Raw genomic sequence first — 17,908 nt, 5'->3', positions numbered from 1 at the left:
GTCAAAACAGTAACTAAATACTGATATGACTTGACTTTGAGTAGAAAGAAACGACCTTACCGCAACGAAATTTCGTTACGGCATTTTTATTATTTAATGTGTAAACTTGACAGGGGTACAGTGCCCATACCTTAGCAACTTAATAATTTAATTTTGTCTTGCACTTCACTATTGTAATCCTTCATTTTAATAAATAACCGAACATTCTATTTGTTAATAATAGTATTTATAAATTTTAGTTCCCTAATAGCATTGACCATTACCCTTTTAACAACATATTATTCTTTTTTACATCAATTCTTAAAATATCTAAGGCAATACTTAATTTCCTTTTGCTAGAGAAATGATTTATTAATAAGATAATGATTATTATTAATATACCAGCAATTATTGAAATATAAATATTTTTAGACAATATACTTGTTAAAATAGGCACAAATAAAGAACCAAATACCCCATATTTAGCCATATCAAACCTACTAAAAAAATCAGTTTCGTTTTGCCTAGGTAAACTTTTTATCAAGCACTTTAAGGCCGCATTATCATTAATATCAAATTTATTAAGAAGCTTAAAAACTAATACTAACTTTAAATTATAAATCAATGGATGTCGATTATCTTTATTCATCCACGCAAAATATAACAGAATTAACAAAAATAGAGTCCCTATAATTAAAATTTTATAAAAATATATTTTTATATGAAAAAGATCGCTCGATGTAATATAACTCATAATGCAATAATCAATTAATAAAACATCAAAAACTATAGATAAGGCTAACATTAATGCCAAAGAATTTATAAATATATTAATTTTAAATAGTCCTTCAATTATTTGTTGTTCATTATTACTTGTGTCTGGAAGTTTTTTTCCCTCCATTATTTTCCAAAGTTTCCAAAAGCTTTTTCTGTCTTTTGCCTTTTTCACAAGCTATTCTCCTAACTACACTACTATACTTACTAAAACACTTAAATATTTAACCTAAAATTCCGTACAATAACAAGATTAACAGTATCTCCCTTTTATCTTATCAGCAATAATTGAATAATCGTCTGGATAAACAAAGTTTGAATCTATTCCTAATAAACTTAAATCTCTTAAAATTTCTTTCTTTTTAGAATTGGGTATTACAATTTTTATCATTTTATTTTGTTTATCATGGAGTCGTAAAATATTAATTAGCATTTCTGTCTTTACTTTTAAATCATCAAAGCTGGATTTACTAATAAATGGCGTAAAAATAAAGGCACCCCGTTGATTCTTTATTCTTCCATCAATTAATCGAGAACTCACCAATTTTGGAAGGATAAGTTGAATAGGATTCATCATTACACGGAAATTTTGTATATCCTTTTTTGCTTCATGAAATAGTTGTTGTACGGCAAAAGATCCAAAGCCAGCTAATTTCTTATATTCTTTCCAAATTGTGTCCTCCATACTATTTCTAACCTTATTATTCTTAATCCACTTATTATACTCATAGCTCCAACTAGAGTAACCACATAAAAAATCATAAAATCTACTAACTTCTCTTAAGATATTAGTACGATCACTCATACTAATCCTAATTAATGATGCTTCAAGTTCTATTTCATCACTATATGGGGTCTTATTGAAAAATTTATGTAAATTAGAAGAATTTTCATCAAGATTTTTACTTACTCCTTGAAATCGCAAAAAATCAAGTGTCCTTTTTAGACTATTACTATCTATCCTATCAGAAAAAATATATACACAACCGTCATTATCCTCACTATCTAAACAAGCAAAAAATAAAGCAATTAACGGGTTTTTGGTCACATCTAAAAGGCGTGTTGGAAGCTGATGATGTTGCATAATTGTTAAACGATCATAGTTGTTTTTACAGTTTTTGAACAAATTAGGAGAATCAGATAAAAAACTATTAAATAGTTCACTTTCATTCAAATAATAGTTTTTATTTCTTAATACTGCTGGTAATAATTTATAACTGATATTATTTTGTCCCCGATAATAAAGAACTTCCTTATCATGCTTATGCTTACAACTCAATATTTTTTCTATATATTCTGTTAGATCATTAGTTTGAAGGATAAGTTCTTTCATTTTCTTCTCTCCTGTTAGAATTATTGTTTATATATCTGTTTATTCTTTAAACCTTCCTAATAGGAATTTCCCAGATTTATAATCTAAATGCAATATCAGAAATTAACCAAGGAGTCAGTGAAGGCCTAACCCTTGATTGATCGCAAAAATAGAAAGATGTTCTTGATACTGAGTAGTACTTAAAATGTTCTAAACGCTTTCTTTATAATTATTATTTGACCTTTTTAAAAATCTTAAAAATACTAGTCAAACATACATCTAATAAGCCGAAGAAAAGACAGATTAAAATAGTCACTAAGATCTCAACTAGTGGTAAATAAAATTTATCTTGATATTTATTCATTTGAATTATTGAATTATAGAAATAATCCTGAAAGTTAGGATTAGAAGTAACTAAATATACTGCAAACATCCCTTTTGCTAATGTATTAATAATTTTAGAATAAAGAGGTTGAGTTACTGAGAACAATGTAAAAATAAAAGTAGCTATTACTACTGCTAAAACATATTGGGTAAAATGAGCTGAATGTGAAAATTCCATACCTATAGCTCGTGAAAAATATATTGTACATACGTCAATTAAACAAAATGCGATTAATGAAAGCCAAATAGTCCATTTGTAAGAATTTATTTTTTCCTTATAAAAGTTAACTTTAAACCCAATAATATATGATTCCAAAGCAAGAAAGTATCGACTAACTAGTGAATTATTTACCAACTCTAAAAAGAGTAATAAAAATAACATAAGGACCAAATAGTTCGTCTGCTTTTCAGAACACTTAAACAAAATATAGTTAATAAATGGTGAACTTAATATAAGCAGTATATACGCAGTCACAAACCAATATTCGTTAAATGAAAAAGGGAAAAAAGCAACAACAGCTTTTTTTAAACCAATTTTAGTTAAAGATAATAGGTAGCAAATAAATAAAATACATACAGAATATAAAAATGTCTTTATCCAAACTGATTTAATTTTATAGAGTGATTTATAAATAGCTTTATCAACATCATAATCACGTGCAAAAAAACCTGGAATCATAAAAAACAAGACCGCTCCAATAGGTCCAAGTGTATCAAAGCCTAACAATCTTACTGTGCTGTAAGGAGAAAGGTTACTTATTCCTTCCCAGTTTGTATAAAGTGAAATGTGAGATATTACTATCATTATCATGCTTAGAATTCTTAAAAATTCAATATTTGAAATTCTTTTTTTCATTAATTTCACCTTGCCATTTGTAAGTTTGTAAAATAATAAAACTATCTTCAATAACTATATTGATACGCCGATTAGCGTGATTTTCAATATTTGTAAAGTGTAATCAGTTCTGATCAAGATTAATAATAGTATATAATTGATAATTAATAACCTAATTTTTGCAATAATATCTTAAAAATTGAAATTGCATACTTATTTCTAAATAGTAGAAGTGTAATAGTATAAGAAATTACTCCTAAGATAACTGTTACTGTCGTTCCAAATAGAAGTGATGGGACAGTTTGCAGTACAAGTTTACAAATAATGCAGATTGCCATGCATCCCAAAACTGACTCTAAAAAATTCGTCAAAAACTCTTTTGAAAAGAAAATCTTTTTTACAATATTTCTACAAAAATAATAATTCATCAAAAATAGTAATAACTCTGCTATTACTGTAGAAAAAGCTGCAGCATTTTCATTAAACTTTGGTATCAATAGTAAATTTAATAAAACATTAACTAAGGCGCTTAAAGATGTACTTATTAATACATACTTCTCCTTTTTAAGGGGGATCAAAACACATGTACTCAAAATAACTTCAAGTATTGAAAATACTAGCGCAAAACAAAGTATTTTAAGAGAAGTAATTGATCTCAAAAAGTGTGCACCGGATATAATAAGTACCGTTTGTCTACTCAACATAAATAGCCCCGTTGCTATAGGTAGAATTATAATAATTAAACCGTTAAGTACCTTACTTAGTAATAAGTTGAAATTATTTACTTCTTTTCTACCATAATAAAAAGCTAATCGTGGTACTGATACTAATAGCATAGCCGATACTGCATTTTTCAAGATTACATAGATTCGGCTTGAGATTGTATAAATTCCAACAATATAATTATTCTTTATAAATCCTAAAATGGTTAAATCAGAATTAACATAAATGACATTTGCAACACTTGCCGCAAATATTATTAGAATAGGGCGCATTCGTTCCCACCAGTTAAAGTGAAAATCTAGATGTAGTTGAAAATGCTTCTTTGCCCTAACAAAATTTAATACATTAGAGCCAACCAATGAAAACACTGATACAGCGGCGTAATTTAAATAATCCCCCGGACTTTTTACAAAAGTGAATAGTAATATTATTGACAAGATCTGAAAGATAATACTTCTGAGCGTTATATACAGGAAATCCTCATAAATTGTATACAACCACTCTACACTTAAAACTGAAAAGCCAATCTGAATACTACAAATAAGAATACATAATAAATAAGAATGTAATTTATTTAAAAAAATTAGCAAACATATAAGAAGTAATATATATGCAAAAGTAGCAGAAAAAACATTAATTGTTAGAATCTGATTTGCAAATATATTGATTTTTTTATTGCTATCTCTAATTTTAGAGCCTTCCCGTACTGCATATTGTTCAATTCCTAAAGTGGCAATTAGAAAGAAATAGCTAACTATAGAACTTGAAAAATTATATTTTCCAATTCCATTAACATTTAACACACGTGATACATATGGAAAAGTAATTAAGGGAAAGACTAAGCTCATTACATTTCTTACTGTATTTAAAAATGCATTTAATTTAATTGATTTTTTCATACATTCATACTAATTCCTTTGCCAGCTCTTTATAATATTTAAACTCATTATTGGGAAAAATCTTGCTTTTTTCAAAATTTGCTTTACCCATTTTTTTTCGTAATAATTTTTTTGAAGATATAATATCTATTGCTTCAGCAAATTTTTCAACAAACTGATCATTATTATTAATTAAAATAGATCCTTTCTGTGATAACACCTCAGGTAAGCCACCAACATTGGAGGCAATAACTGGTTTACCCATAGCCATTGCCTCCAATGCAACCACGCCAAATGCCTCCTCAACTTGACTAGGGATAACTATACAGTCTGAGGAAGAATATATTATTGGTAGATCTTTATTTTCCATATACCCCATAAATCTTACAGAAATTCCTGACGAACCTGCTAATTTAGCAAGCTTGTTTTTATATTTATTATGCATGTTCCCCTCATAAAGATTATCACCGATAATTAAACAGTATATATTTTCTTTATTCTTTAATAAATGTAGAGACTCTAATAACTCTTTAGCCCCTTTATCAGGAGTTAATCTGCCTATAAATGTAAATATTGTCTTATTAGTTGGTATATTCAATCTACTTTTAAATCTTTGAATTTTCTCTTCCGATACTGTTTCAAATCGTCTAGATAAAAAAACATTGTACACAACTGAAACATTTTCTGCTCCAATTTTTTGAAGTTTCTTTTTTAAATAATTACTTACAACAATTATCTTATCAGCAGTATTAATGATATTTTTTGTTTTAAAAAGTGTTTTCCCAGCATCTCCATTGTTAAAATCATTATGAAGGTGAAAAATAAATTTTTCATTCTTTTTTTCTTTTATTAATGAATTATACAAATCCATATTATTTTCCACTAAAGTAATATCATAAAAATTCTTTTTGTAAACATTTCTGATCCTATAACCTATATAACTTTTACTTTTACCGCGCCCCAATAAATGCAAAAGAATATTATTAAACATATAATATATTTTTATTAATACATGTTCTTGCATGTTTTTTATTTGAATAATATTTGTATATTTAAAAGAATACTCATCTAATTTGTCTGATGACATAGTATATAAATCAATATCATAGAAATGATATTTTTCATTTGCGTAAATAAAATATGTTATAATTTGCTCAACTGCTCCTCCTTTAACCGAAGGAACAGGTAGGAAAAATGGTGTAATAATTGCTAATTTCATTAAATCACCCTTTTATTTAAAATTAATCTAATTAAAAAAATGAGTCTTGTTTTTACTGGAATTGAGATATCTAAAAGTGTTTTCAGTAGATACTTATCCTTTAGACTTGTATATTGCTTATGATTATTTTTCCCGTTAATCATTAGTCCATTTTTTCTTTCTTTGAATTTTATATTATTTATTAAAATTAGATAATCTTCATAAAATTTTGCTATCACTGCATTACTAAATTTCCTTTTTTCTATTATTAATTCAATCTCTGAATAAACAACTAATTGTTCCTCCAACTGTTTTTTCATTAAATCAGTTGAAATTTTTTTATGCATAACACTATTTTTATTAATTCTATAAAAATATGTTTCACTCTTATTAAATGATGCTCTAAATTTATCACAAAAACTAAAATAACTTACTACAAATAATAGGTCTTCTGATATATGTATATTATCTTTAAAATTTATTCCATTTTTTTTAATAATAGACATTCTAAATAATTTATTAAAAACAAATCCTTGAATGTCTCTCCACCCAAGAATACCTATTATTGCCTTATCACAGTCATAAATAAAGCGTTTACTCCTTACCTTATCTAATTTGTTTATATTTCTAGTAACACTGGTTATCGATAAAACTACATCATTACTATTCATTCCTTTAACTAAGTTCAGAATATGAAAAGGTGAAATAATATCATCACTATCCATAAAAGTAACGAAGGGAGTATCTACAACACTAAGTCCTAAATTTCTAGAAACAGAAACACCTTTTGATACAGTATTTTTAATAAATTTAACAGATATCTTTGTCGAATTTATAAAACTTTCAATTATCTTTATCGAATTATCCTTCGAGCCATCATCAACTATTATTAATGCAAAATTTTTATAAATCTGATCATTAATACTTTGCAAACATTCTTCCAAATATTGTTGTGAATTGTGAACAGGTAAAATTAAACTAACTTTTTTCATTTTGTTCTCCGAATAGATATTAATCATTTTTAACACTAAATCATCTACATTAATAATATTTAATGTTAATTCAAGCACAAATCATTAAGTGTTACCTATAATTACCAAATAATTCTAATCACCCTATAAGAATTGCATGATTAATTAAGTAAAAAATACTAACAAACCATATTCTTAACGAACCAACAGGAAATGTAAATTGACAAAAAGAAGCATATCCAAAAATAAAAGAAATAAAAATGTCAAAGGCAAATAGTAAAGACACAAGTAATCCTTTTCCTTCCGAGAAATTTATAAAATGATTTTCATTTGCTACTGTAAGCAATATATCGACGGCTATGAAAAAAGTAGCTAATGAAATAAAACGAATAAGAATCAAGTATCTTGTAGAAAGTAGTAGAGTAGAGATAATGGCAAGTATGGACAAATTGGTAAATGGATTTATCACGTCTGGGCTTAACCTATGAATTACTATATTAATTAATATTAAAATAATATACGCTGTATATATAACTATATTCAAAATTACAGCATTTCTAGTTTGCCCTGATGCTAAAAAGTTTTTAGAATAAATTTTAGTTGTGTTTAATAGTTGCCCAGTAAGATCTGTGGAATTCGATCCATTAATTGAAGTAAATAAAAATACAAGAACACAAATTATATATATAATTAACTCAGATAATCTGACCCTCTTCGCTACTAAGACAAAGAACGACATTACTACAGCTAAAATTATTCCTAAATGAAATAGTAGCGGTATTAATAAAAGAAAAGCCCATTTCTTTTTTTCTTTTAATCGTATAAAAAAAAGATAATTAACAAATAAACATGACGTTACTGCTAGTGACCATCTCATTACACTTGCCATATATCCGTACCCTAAAATATTTAGACAAATAAATCCTAAGCAAAGTGCTAAAAATCTATGCTTATCTTCTTTCTGAACAATATCTAAGAAGGGAAAAATGCAGAAAAAAGAAGAAAGAAAGACGGATATAACAGAAAGTAAATTACCTACCTTAAATTTTGAGCAAAAATACTGAATTAACATAAATAAATAATTATTAGTTTCATTCATCGCGTTTACTTTATAAAATTCATATAAATCATGTAAAGATGAAATCTTTATGAACTTTAAAGAACTGGTTATTTGCATGTACCTATCAAAATCTAAGCCATATCCAGGTATTATATCTAAAAAAAGTAAGCTAGTTAACGTACAAAAGAGCAGTAAGTAAATATAGGGCTTCTTTCCAGAACTAAAGAAAGCAGCTACTAAAAAGATAATGCCTGCTATTGCTGGAAAAAAGAATAGCAACAAAGTTATAATAATTATTTCAGATATTATTTTCATAAATTCACTACTCTCTTATCAATTTCATATCTTGCTCGGCAATTTTTGCACCTCGTTTAGCCGAAATTTTAGAAAAAGCATATGGAAAAAGCGAAGAAACTTTTCTTTTCATAAATCCATACATTCCCTTATTTTTTACTCCCCAAGAATTATCAAATAGATGTTGTGCGTAATTTGCTTTATTATTCCTACTTAAATAGCAAAAATAATCCTTGGGAAAAATTATTATTCCGTTCTCTAATTCCTGCTTTTCCCCATTTAATTTCAAAGAAGACCACTTTCTCAAAAAAATACTAGTAATAATAGGATTACTAGTAAAATTGCCCAATTTATTATAAATGTCGGTATTAATTTTACCGGCATACGTATCTAATAAATACATCAAGAATTCTTCCTGTGGTTCAGAACCTATTAAACCACCAGATATACTATTATCATACATAAATCCCCAAACCATTCTATTATTTAACAAGGGAGTTAGGTCCTTTTTTATTACCTCATCTGTATCTAAATAAAACCCGCCATAATTATAAAGAACATCATATCGCAACTCATCAACAATATATCCGTATTGCCCTTTATCATACTTATCCCCAGAAAACTTAAATTTATGAATGTCATAATTATTTTCATTCCAACAGATAAATTTCCATTCTGGCAACACACTTTTCCACTCATTTACCCGGTTTTTAATCTGTTCCGGTTTTTCTGAGCCAAACCAAGCGTAATGTATGATTTTGGGTATCATAATGCTTTCTCCTTCTTCCTATAAAAATAATTAATAATATATCTTAAAGTTAAAAAAACACTAAATATAATATTAATATGATTTGCTCTAAAAACTTCAAAAGTCCACTTAATAGATTGAAGTTTATTAGCAGATACAGAATTTTTATGCTTCATATAATAAGATAGGCTATCTAACATCAAAAATCCTGGAATCCCTTTTTTTGAAAGCCTAATCCATAAATCGTAATCTTCATGTTTAATATTTCTAAAATGATTACTTCTCAAAATAGAAGTTTTTACTACCACCGTCAACATTCCAACAGGATTCCCCATTGAAATAATTTCCTTATAAGTATAAATGCCGTATTTTCTTACACGTTCTCCTAAATATTGATATTTATTATTAACTACCGAATAGTTACTAAAAACCCACTCAGCATCCCAACGCAAAATAAAGTCATGCTGTTTTTGTAATTTTTCACTTTTCCAAAGATCGTCTCCGTCTATAAAAGCAATATATTTTCCTTTTGCTTTCTTTATACCAATATTTCTTGCGTAAGAAACTCCCATATTTCTGTTTAATCTTATTAAATGAATAAATTTTTCTCTACAATTAATTTTATTAATAAAATTAATTGTAGAATCAGTTGAACAATCATCTACTATAATAATTTCAAATGATTTATAAGTTTGATTTAATACCGATTCAAATGTTCTAACAATGGTTTCTTGATTATTATGGGTATTTAATATTACAGAAAAAAAAGGTGCTTGCTCCATTATCTTGCTCCATCACCAGTAATAATAATTTTCAATGTTTCAAACGCTATCTTAAAGTCAAATTCCAATGAATAATGATCAATATAATAATTATCTAACTTACATTTTTCATTTGGCTTAAGATCATACCCACCGTGAATTTGAGCATAGCCGGTTAATCCAGGAATAATCCGCAATCTTCGTGGGAAATCAGGCCATTTTTCAGAAAACTCTTCAGTAAGAACAAAACGTTCTGGTCGAGGGCCAACTAAACTCATATCACCTTTAATGATGCTCCAAAATTGTGGTAATTCATCCACACGAGTCTTTCGCATAAATTTACCTACTGTTGTTACTCGTGGATCATCCTTCTTAGCCCAAACTGCACCAGTCATCTTTTCTGCATCATTACGCATTGACCGTAGTTTAGTAATAACAATTGGCTTCCCCATATAACCAACCCGTTTTTGTCTGAAAAAGACAGGGCCCTTTGAAGTGAGTTTAATTATAATTGCAAACACTAAAATAATCGGTAAACTAATGACTCCAAATAAAATGCCAAAAATAATATCACAAATTCTTTTCCCAACTAGTTTTGACTTAGGAACAGGCGTACCGATCATACTTAGGAACTTTAACTTTTTCTTACTATCATCTATATTTTCCACTAATGCTTGCAATTTGCTTCTCCTCCAATAGATTAATTCTTTGAATAATAATCCCAGTAGTTCTTCAAACCATCTTCAAGCGACCATTGAGGCTGAAAGCCAATTTCTTTTAACCGGCTAATATCAGCTTTAGACTTACTAATATCGCCATTCCGAACTTCTTCATAGTTAATTGAAATCTTTTTACCAGAAATTTTCTCGTATGTGTGAATAACATCAATCAACGGTGTCTCCCCACCATTTGCTACATTATATACTCGAGGTTTACCGTTCTGTTTTGAAATAGTGATCAAAGCATTGACAACATCATCCACATAAACAAAATCACGAGTTTGCGAGCCATCACCGTATAATGTAAATGGTCGGCCTTCTTTCATACATTTAGTAATAATCGAAAGAACCCCTGAATAAGGTGAATCAGGATTTTGTCGAGGTCCATAAACATTAAAGAAACGAACTGCTGCAGTAGGTAAACCATATAAATTACCGTAATCAATGGTGAACCGTTCAGACGCATACTTATCAATCGCATATGGAGTCAATGGCTGAACATGTGAATCCTCCCGCTTAGGAAAATCAGGTAAATTTCCATAAACAGCTGCCGAAGAAGTAAACAGAAACTTCTTAATCGGTAGCTGTTCTTTACGAATATATTCAAGAGTATCAACCACTGATTCTTGGTTTACTTCATGAGTTTCTAGTGGGCGTTCTACTGAATCAGCGACACTTGATACAGCCGCTAAATAATAAATATAATCGAACCTTCCCTTAGTAAGCAGCTCGTGCATAAACTGATGATCACAGACATCATGTTGATAAAAAGTAACATCAATATCTTCAATATTCTCTTTACGTCCCATCGAAAGGTCATCTACGATCGTAACGTCACAACCTAAATTAACTAGCTTGTGAGCTAAAAACGAGCCAATAAATCCGGCTCCACCTGTGATTAACACCTTAGTCACTTTTATTTTCCTCCCCTATATTCGATAACTAACACTTACCACCACAAGAAATGCTTCTTTTTCTTCAGCGGCTGTACTTCATTCACGGGAACATTTTCCCCATTAATAATTGCTCGAGCATTGTCACCATACCGTTTAGCTAAATCCGGACCAAACTCCTGACTCAACTTATCAAATGCCTGACGCATCTCATACTTTCGCCCTGGTAAATCATGGGCATCAGAAGCAAACAGGTAACCCTGACCATTAGCAATCAGTTTTCGGCTAAAATCCTCAACCTTCTTACCAAATGTCCCGACATATGAACTCGCAGTAATCTGAGATAAACATCCCTTCTCCAGCATCTGGTACAACAAGTCCGGCTGTTCCATAATCTTGGTATTCCGTTCGGGGTGAACAATTACTGGAACAATCCCCCGTTGTTGAAGTTCAAAGATCATTTGATTAGTGTAATGTGGCACATCATCGTCCGGAAATTCTAACATTAGGTAACGGTTATCCTCATCCGCAAACAGGATGTCATCATGATCCAATGCATCAATTAACTGTCCATTGATCCGCACTTCCTGTCCTGGAAAAACGGTTAATGGAATTTGACGCGCCTTTAATTGCTCCCGAAAATCGTTCGTCAACTTAATAACATCTTGTTTATGGTTAACGTAACGACCATTCATGTGATGTGGCGTCAGCAAGGCATGGGTCACCCCATTTTCGACCGCCTCGCGTGCTAATCGTAATGAAATTTCCATATTCTTGGAGCCATCGTCAATTCCCGGAAGAAGATGACAATGTAGATCAACCATTACCATAACTAATCAGTCCTTACTTATTATCTGATGAATACCCGTAGCCGTAACCATATCCATAGCCGTAACCGTAAGCAGAGTCGCCATTCCGGCCAACATCATTCATTACGTAGCCCAGGATATTGACATGGGCCAGCTTTAATAATTCAACTGAACGCTTAAGGCCAGCTTTTTCTGTTTGCCCCATCTTCACAACCAAAACAACCCCATCAAGATGGCTAACCAACGCTTGGGTATCAGACACGGCAAGAATTGGCGGAACATCAAGAATTACAACATCATAATTTTGTTCGACACTAGCAATCAATGCTTGCATTCGTTGAGAATTCAATAATTCAGCGGGGTTGGGCGGAATTGGTCCAGAAGTCAAAATTGATAAATTATCAATCTCTGTTTTCTTAATCATATTCGTAATGTCCATTTCTGCGGCATCACTGGTCAAAATAGTAGTTAACCCTTCACGATTAGCAATATTAAAAGTCTGGTGGAGTGTTGGCCGGCGTAGATCAGCATCAATTAATAACACTCGTTTACCAGAATTGGCCCAAACAACCGCAATATTATCAGTAACGGTTGACTTCCCCTCACTAATGTTGGCGGAAGTGAAGGCCAAGGTCTTGATTGGGTGATCAATTCCCATAAAGCTAATGTTTGTCCGGATTGTCCGGAATTGTTCAGAGATGACACTCTTGGGATCCTTGACGGTAATTAATTTGGTCCCGTAACGGATCGTTTCATTACTAATATTCGTTTTCTTTTTGAATAAACTCATCTTAGGAAACCTCCTTAAACCCGTCGGTGATGGTCGGCAGAGTGACTAGCGCCAATTCCATCTTGGTCGGCACTCATTTGAATGTGGCCAACTGCACCAAGGTTGGTTAAGCCAAGCTCATTCGTCAAGAAGTCGTCACTCTTCACTGTGGTGTCGGTTAATTCCTTAATCAGAACATAGGCAAAGCTAAGGAGAAGTCCTAATACAGCCCCTGCTAAGGTAAAGAGCTTCTTGTTTGGGAATGCAGCAGCTTTCGGTGTATTCGCCCGTGAAATAATTGTCACGTTGTTAACTGACATAATATGCTTAATCTGTTGCTTAAATACAGAAGCCACCGTATTAGCAATCGCAGCTGATTCCTCAGCGTTATTCGTCTTGGCATTCAAGGTGAAGACCTGAGAATTTTGCTGGGTTTGAACTGAGATTGCCTTCTTCAGCTGAGTGGTAGTAACGTGGTAGGACTTACCATTTGTCCGTTCCACTACTGCTGGCTTAGCTGAACGAACCAACACCCGCCGACCATTCGCGTTCTCACGGTAAACAGCCTTCTTTGCTGGCGTAATTACCTTGACAGGATTTTCCAACTGCTTGCTGGCCTTAGAAAGGATCACTTGGTTAGTGATGATGTCCTTGTAGGTATTGATCACTTGAATATCAGCTTGCTGGTTGTTATACGCTTGGCCGTCAGCGTTATCATGCTTCTGGTTAACCAAGATTTGGGTTGAAGCTGTATATTGTGGGGTAATAACAAACTCAGCAACCACAAAACCAACAATTCCCATAATCACTGTCCAAAGGATGAACAGTTTGGCGTGATCGCGACAGATTTCCATTAACCGGTGCAAGTCAATTTGGTTTTCCCGACTTGCATTTTCGGTAGAACTATTAGTATTCACTTTTGATTCTCCTGTTGTTTAGATTTTTTATTCATTAATAAGGTAGGGTTAGGCAACAAAGGCGAAACGTGTTCGCCAGGAACTTGCTAGGGCTAACAACCTCCCTCCTAGGCGCAAGACGCCGTTGTCGGGAGAAATTGTTAGCCTTCCGCAAGTTCTTTGCTGGCTCTCACTCTAAAGCTTTTTCCAACAAATCACTAATTCGTTGCCGTTCATCGTGGTTAACCACTTGGAAGGAAGTCCCGCCTTCGTTGTCGTTATCCCCTTCGGCATGGTCTTGAACGATGTGGTCACGGGCAGCGGAATAGTGCTGAGCGAGCTGCATCATATCGTGCATCGTTAAGTCCGTTTGGGAGCTATCCGCGATTGAATGTAAGAAGCTCCGGTTCAAAACGGTCTTGTAAGAAACGGACTTCTTTAGAAGGGCCGCAATGATTAACCGTTGCCGTTGCTGACGACCATAGTCACCATTTGGATCCTCATGCCGCATCCGACTAAATGCGAGAGCTGTTTCTCCATTTAAGTGATACTTCTTCCCTTTTTGGAAAGAGTGTCCCTCGTAACTAAAGGTTAATGGTGAAACAACATCAACACCGCCAACCTTATTAATGGCTTTTTCCAGACCATTCATGTTGACTAACAGGTAAAAGTCAATTGGAACGTTAAATTCCTTCTGTACCGTGTTAATTGATTCCTTAACGCCACCATAAGTATAAGCAGCGTTAATCTTTGATGGCGAATACTCTGGATAGCCAGGTAAATTAACTTTCATATCCCGTGGCAAACTAACAATCGTGGTTGTCTTTGTCTTCGGGTTAAGGGTCATGATCATTAAGGTATCTGTCCGCCCCTTATCACTTCGGCCAAATTCACCAGTATCGGTTCCCATTAATAGGATCGACACTGGCTTTTTTTGTGCTAGTACTTTTTGTGCATTTCTCTTGGGATTTGCTCCAGAAGTGCTGTACATATCGCCAGTAGTAACGGTGAGATTATGGTAAGCAACCCCCGCAAAAATCAGTAGAATTGCAACTAACACCCCGAAAATTGACCAAAAGATCTTCCATCCCCGTCGCATATGGTGGCGATGATGATGCTTGTGATGATGGTGCTTCTCTACGCTATTTTTTGAAGACCAATCATTTTCCGTCATACTTATTTCTCCCCACTAGTAAATTATTTAATTTTTCCATAAACTTTAACTTTTGTATCTTACCACTTTCATTTAGCTAATTAAAGCCATTCTAATAGGAGATTAAAATCTCGCTAAAAATTATTTATCAAGAGAAAAGTAATTAGAAGCGATCTTTCACCCCCTCCTCCCCTCCACGTGGAGTAACGTTCGTATTCCTTGTCAGCATTGAATTTATCAAACTATTTAAGAACAGCAATCATAATTTAGCACCTGAAAGAATCATCATATTAGTCAAATAAGCTCATTTTAAATTTAGCAAAATTTTATCGACCATTAACTTATTTTTCCATCAAAAAAGCATCCCCCACCTTTCAGTGCGGAATGCTCTGGTCCCCTATGAGACAACTTTTTATTAGATATTCATGTACTTACGCAGAACACCGTCACGAAACTTAACCAATTCTTTCAGGTTAGCAACTCGTTCCGGCTCAACAATCAATTCTGGAATAATCTCTTCTTGATTATCCATCTGCTGGCGACCCCAAACACTTAACGAAATCAACATATTTCGCAAGTCGTCGCCATCATTCGTCAATGTCCATTTCTCCTGATCATCTTTAATTGGATTTACGACACCATTTTGCTGCAATTTCTGCAGGGCAAGTTCAATTTTCTCATCCGAACTCTCAATTAAAGTAGATAGTTCATCTTCATTGAAAGGTCGGAATCCTAACCAGAAAACAAGCCCGACCAGATCAGAATCAGCGAGAATTTTCTTTGCATATTCAAAACCACTTTGTTTAGAATTACTCATCATAATAACACTTCCATGTCCTGTCCGCTTTGAAAATATCCCCCTTCAGTTGAATTCTAACAGATTATCAGACAAATTGTTAGTATTATGTACATAAATAATCTCAATATCGACCAAGAATTCGCCGTAATTGCTTGTAAAAGTCTGCCGTAAAATCCTCACCATAACATCGATCTGCGGTCTGCCCAACTACTTTCAAAATTTGATCCATGAAAACCCGTTCATATTGCTTACGATGCAGGAATTGTTCATGATCGGTGGTCTCACAGGTAAAGCGCCCAACCTCATTGTTGCCGATGCCAAAACTATTACAAAGATTCTTTACCGATTCGAGTTGGATCTTACCAACTTCATGCGCCTGATGAAGCAATCGTTCAAAGGTCTTCATGCATGTTTCGACGGCTACCGTAACTAACCTTTGATCACAACCCTTAAAAGTAATCAAAACGCCATTATTCTCCTGGTTCAATTGGTAATGATCAATATGATGGGCCATGTAATAAGCAACCCGACTGTTTCCCCGACCACATGTTGGCACCAGTTCATAGTGACCAGCAATAATTCCCGTAGTCTGTCCCTTAACAATGCTGTACAACGTCTGCATTTCGATCTGATGAACCCCAGCGAACTCCCCAAAATTCCGCAAGACCTCCTGCAATCGTTGCTCCAATACTAATTCTGCACCATCGGTCGTCAAGATATACGTCCGCTTCCGGTCATACGGTGTCATCAGTAAAACATTATCCCATCGCGGTTGAAATACAGTGGTAACTGAATAATTCTTAAGATCGCCTAGTCGTGAAACGTCAATAATTTCATCCATGTAGGTGGCCTCCCTTTCAAATTTCAAAAATGAGCAAAATGCCGGCAAAGATTGCTCATTAATTAACGAATAATACAATATACGATTATGCAACCGGCGTCAATGGTTTTTCGCGCAACATAATTCATTTTCTATCATTCGCTCAGTCAGCGGCTTCCTGTTAAGTTAAAGCTACTCAAGAGCTCTTGGGAATAATCTCACAAAGGATGTTTCCAAATGACAAATCAAAAATTAATTGACGGCCTCGTTTACTTATCGACAAACAAGCGAATTAATCTCGTTCACAGTGTCCTTCAGCAACTCCACATTCTACCAACCCATGACTGTTACGACGACCTCTTCCAGGAAGGCTGTCTCATTTTTAGCCATGCCTACACTCACTTTCCTGACAATCCTAATAATCCAGAAAATGAACGCCGGCTAATGAACTTTGCCTATAAGCGAATCTACTGGCGGTTGTTGGATCAATTACGCCACCAATTTTGGGAAAGAGAGCACTGGCTTGGCTCAATCAATGATGAATCACTGGACGAAAACACTCATAACCACTTTACCGTGGATCGCAATAGCCAGCATGGTTTTGTCCGTCGCGAAAACAGCGACTTCTTCATCCATCTAGAAGCACATTGTTCACCAAACGAAAAGCGCTACCTGCACGCTGTTTTACTCTTCGATCTCAAGGACAGCGAGATTGCCGAAAAGTACCATGTTTCCCGTCAAACGGTTTATTCCTGGAAACGGGGGCTGATTAAAAAAGCTCGTGCGCTCAATGATCCGATTAGTTTATAATAAAAACGAGGTGGTAACGTGAATCGTCATCAAACCAGCAACCAGGATCAGTGGTTTCACTCTCGCTATGATGGTGAAGACCGCGATGATGGTTGCCAAAATGAGCTCAGCATCAAGCCAAGTCAGGAAAATGCCAGCCGACTAGAGGTTCTTCTTACCAATGTCGGGTTCAACGGAAAAACTTACGACAATACTTTCTCCCTAACAAGAGAAGATGTCGAGCAATTACGGGACTTTCTTAACCAATGGCTTAATCAATAACTAAAACGTCAGGATCAGTGAAAATACGATCCTGGCGTTTTCAATTTAAACCAAAAAATAAG

General features: G+C 33.2%; 19 protein-coding genes. 2 read left to right on the top strand and 17 right to left on the bottom strand.

What is annotated here, in order from left to right; translation table 11 throughout:
• Positions 1-259: 259 nt before the first annotated feature.
• The 17 genes from MR181_RS04300 to MR181_RS04220 all read right to left on the bottom strand — a co-directional run bounded on the left by MR181_RS04300 (position 260) and on the right by MR181_RS04220 (position 16,796).
• Positions 260-928 (bottom strand): hypothetical protein, encoded by a 669-nt coding sequence (locus MR181_RS04300; protein WP_242335285.1) that lies wholly within the window; start codon positions 926-928, stop codon positions 260-262.
• Positions 929-1,006: 78 nt separating this feature from the next.
• A complete protein-coding gene (locus MR181_RS04295; protein WP_242335283.1) occupies positions 1,007-2,086 on the bottom strand; it encodes an FRG domain-containing protein in 1,080 nt (359 codons plus the stop codon).
• A 211-nt stretch (positions 2,087-2,297) separates the two neighbouring features.
• Positions 2,298-3,305: an acyltransferase family protein gene (locus MR181_RS04290; RefSeq protein ID WP_242335280.1), complete on the bottom strand. Its 1,008-nt coding sequence runs from the start codon at positions 3,303-3,305 to the stop codon at positions 2,298-2,300.
• Between the two features lie 143 nt (positions 3,306-3,448).
• On the bottom strand, positions 3,449-4,906 hold the full coding sequence (locus MR181_RS04285) for a flippase (RefSeq protein WP_242335277.1): 1,458 nt from the start codon (positions 4,904-4,906) through the stop codon (positions 3,449-3,451).
• 4 nt (positions 4,907-4,910) lie between these two features.
• The gene (locus tag MR181_RS04280) at positions 4,911-6,104 is read right to left on the bottom strand and encodes a glycosyltransferase family 4 protein (protein WP_242335274.1); all 1,194 of its coding nucleotides are present in this window, start codon (positions 6,102-6,104) and stop codon (positions 4,911-4,913) included.
• Entirely contained in the window at positions 6,104-7,075 is a 972-nt protein-coding gene (locus tag MR181_RS04275; protein ID WP_242335271.1) for a glycosyltransferase family 2 protein, read from the bottom strand. Before MR181_RS04275 ends, MR181_RS04280 begins: the two co-directional genes overlap by 1 nt.
• 118 nt (positions 7,076-7,193) lie before the next feature.
• A complete protein-coding gene (locus MR181_RS04270) occupies positions 7,194-8,429 on the bottom strand; it encodes a hypothetical protein (protein WP_242335269.1) in 1,236 nt (411 codons plus the stop codon).
• Between the two features lie 7 nt (positions 8,430-8,436).
• Entirely contained in the window at positions 8,437-9,177 is a 741-nt protein-coding gene (locus MR181_RS04265) for a glycosyltransferase family 32 protein (protein ID WP_242335266.1), read from the bottom strand.
• The gene (locus MR181_RS04260) at positions 9,174-9,938 is read right to left on the bottom strand and encodes a glycosyltransferase family 2 protein (RefSeq protein ID WP_242335263.1); all 765 of its coding nucleotides are present in this window, start codon (positions 9,936-9,938) and stop codon (positions 9,174-9,176) included. Before MR181_RS04260 ends, MR181_RS04265 begins: the two co-directional genes overlap by 4 nt.
• Positions 9,938-10,540: a sugar transferase gene (locus MR181_RS04255; RefSeq protein WP_242335424.1), complete on the bottom strand. Its 603-nt coding sequence runs from the start codon at positions 10,538-10,540 to the stop codon at positions 9,938-9,940. Before MR181_RS04255 ends, MR181_RS04260 begins: the two co-directional genes overlap by 1 nt.
• Positions 10,541-10,617: 77 nt before the next feature.
• On the bottom strand, positions 10,618-11,550 hold the full coding sequence (locus tag MR181_RS04250; RefSeq protein ID WP_242335260.1) for an NAD-dependent epimerase/dehydratase family protein: 933 nt from the start codon (positions 11,548-11,550) through the stop codon (positions 10,618-10,620).
• Positions 11,551-11,585: 35 nt separating this feature from the next.
• Positions 11,586-12,359, bottom strand: coding sequence for a tyrosine-protein phosphatase (locus MR181_RS04245; protein ID WP_242335257.1), 774 nt, complete (start codon positions 12,357-12,359; stop codon positions 11,586-11,588).
• Positions 12,360-12,372: 13 nt separating this feature from the next.
• Positions 12,373-13,128, bottom strand: a complete 756-nt coding sequence (locus tag MR181_RS04240) for a CpsD/CapB family tyrosine-protein kinase (protein ID WP_242335255.1) — start codon at positions 13,126-13,128, stop codon at positions 12,373-12,375.
• Positions 13,129-13,142: 14 nt separating this feature from the next.
• Positions 13,143-14,024, bottom strand: coding sequence for a YveK family protein (locus MR181_RS04235; protein ID WP_277956488.1), 882 nt, complete (start codon positions 14,022-14,024; stop codon positions 13,143-13,145).
• A gap of 169 nt (positions 14,025-14,193) precedes the next feature.
• Positions 14,194-15,177 carry an LCP family protein gene (locus MR181_RS04230; RefSeq protein WP_242335252.1) on the bottom strand — a complete coding sequence of 328 codons (984 nt, stop codon included), beginning with the start codon at positions 15,175-15,177 and terminating at the stop codon, positions 14,194-14,196.
• Between the two features lie 394 nt (positions 15,178-15,571).
• A complete protein-coding gene (locus MR181_RS04225; protein WP_242335249.1) occupies positions 15,572-15,976 on the bottom strand; it encodes a transcriptional regulator in 405 nt (134 codons plus the stop codon).
• 100 nt (positions 15,977-16,076) lie between these two features.
• Complete coding sequence (locus tag MR181_RS04220) at positions 16,077-16,796, bottom strand: hypothetical protein (protein ID WP_242335246.1); 720 nt, start codon at positions 16,794-16,796, stop codon at positions 16,077-16,079.
• A 216-nt stretch (positions 16,797-17,012) separates the two neighbouring features.
• Between MR181_RS04220 and MR181_RS04215 the strand changes: the two genes are divergently transcribed.
• Together MR181_RS04215 and MR181_RS04210 are read left to right on the top strand one after the other, a co-directional pair.
• Positions 17,013-17,585 carry a sigma-70 family RNA polymerase sigma factor gene (locus MR181_RS04215; protein ID WP_242335243.1) on the top strand — a complete coding sequence of 191 codons (573 nt, stop codon included), beginning with the start codon at positions 17,013-17,015 and terminating at the stop codon, positions 17,583-17,585.
• 18 nt (positions 17,586-17,603) lie between these two features.
• Positions 17,604-17,846: a hypothetical protein gene (locus MR181_RS04210; RefSeq protein WP_242335240.1), complete on the top strand. Its 243-nt coding sequence runs from the start codon at positions 17,604-17,606 to the stop codon at positions 17,844-17,846.
• The last annotated feature ends 62 nt before the right edge of the window (positions 17,847-17,908 follow it).

This window comes from Limosilactobacillus urinaemulieris (assembly GCF_932750685.1).
GTDB classification, from domain to species: Bacteria; Bacillota; Bacilli; order Lactobacillales; family Lactobacillaceae; genus Limosilactobacillus; species Limosilactobacillus urinaemulieris.
This window is presented reverse-complemented; position numbering and strand designations above follow the sequence as displayed.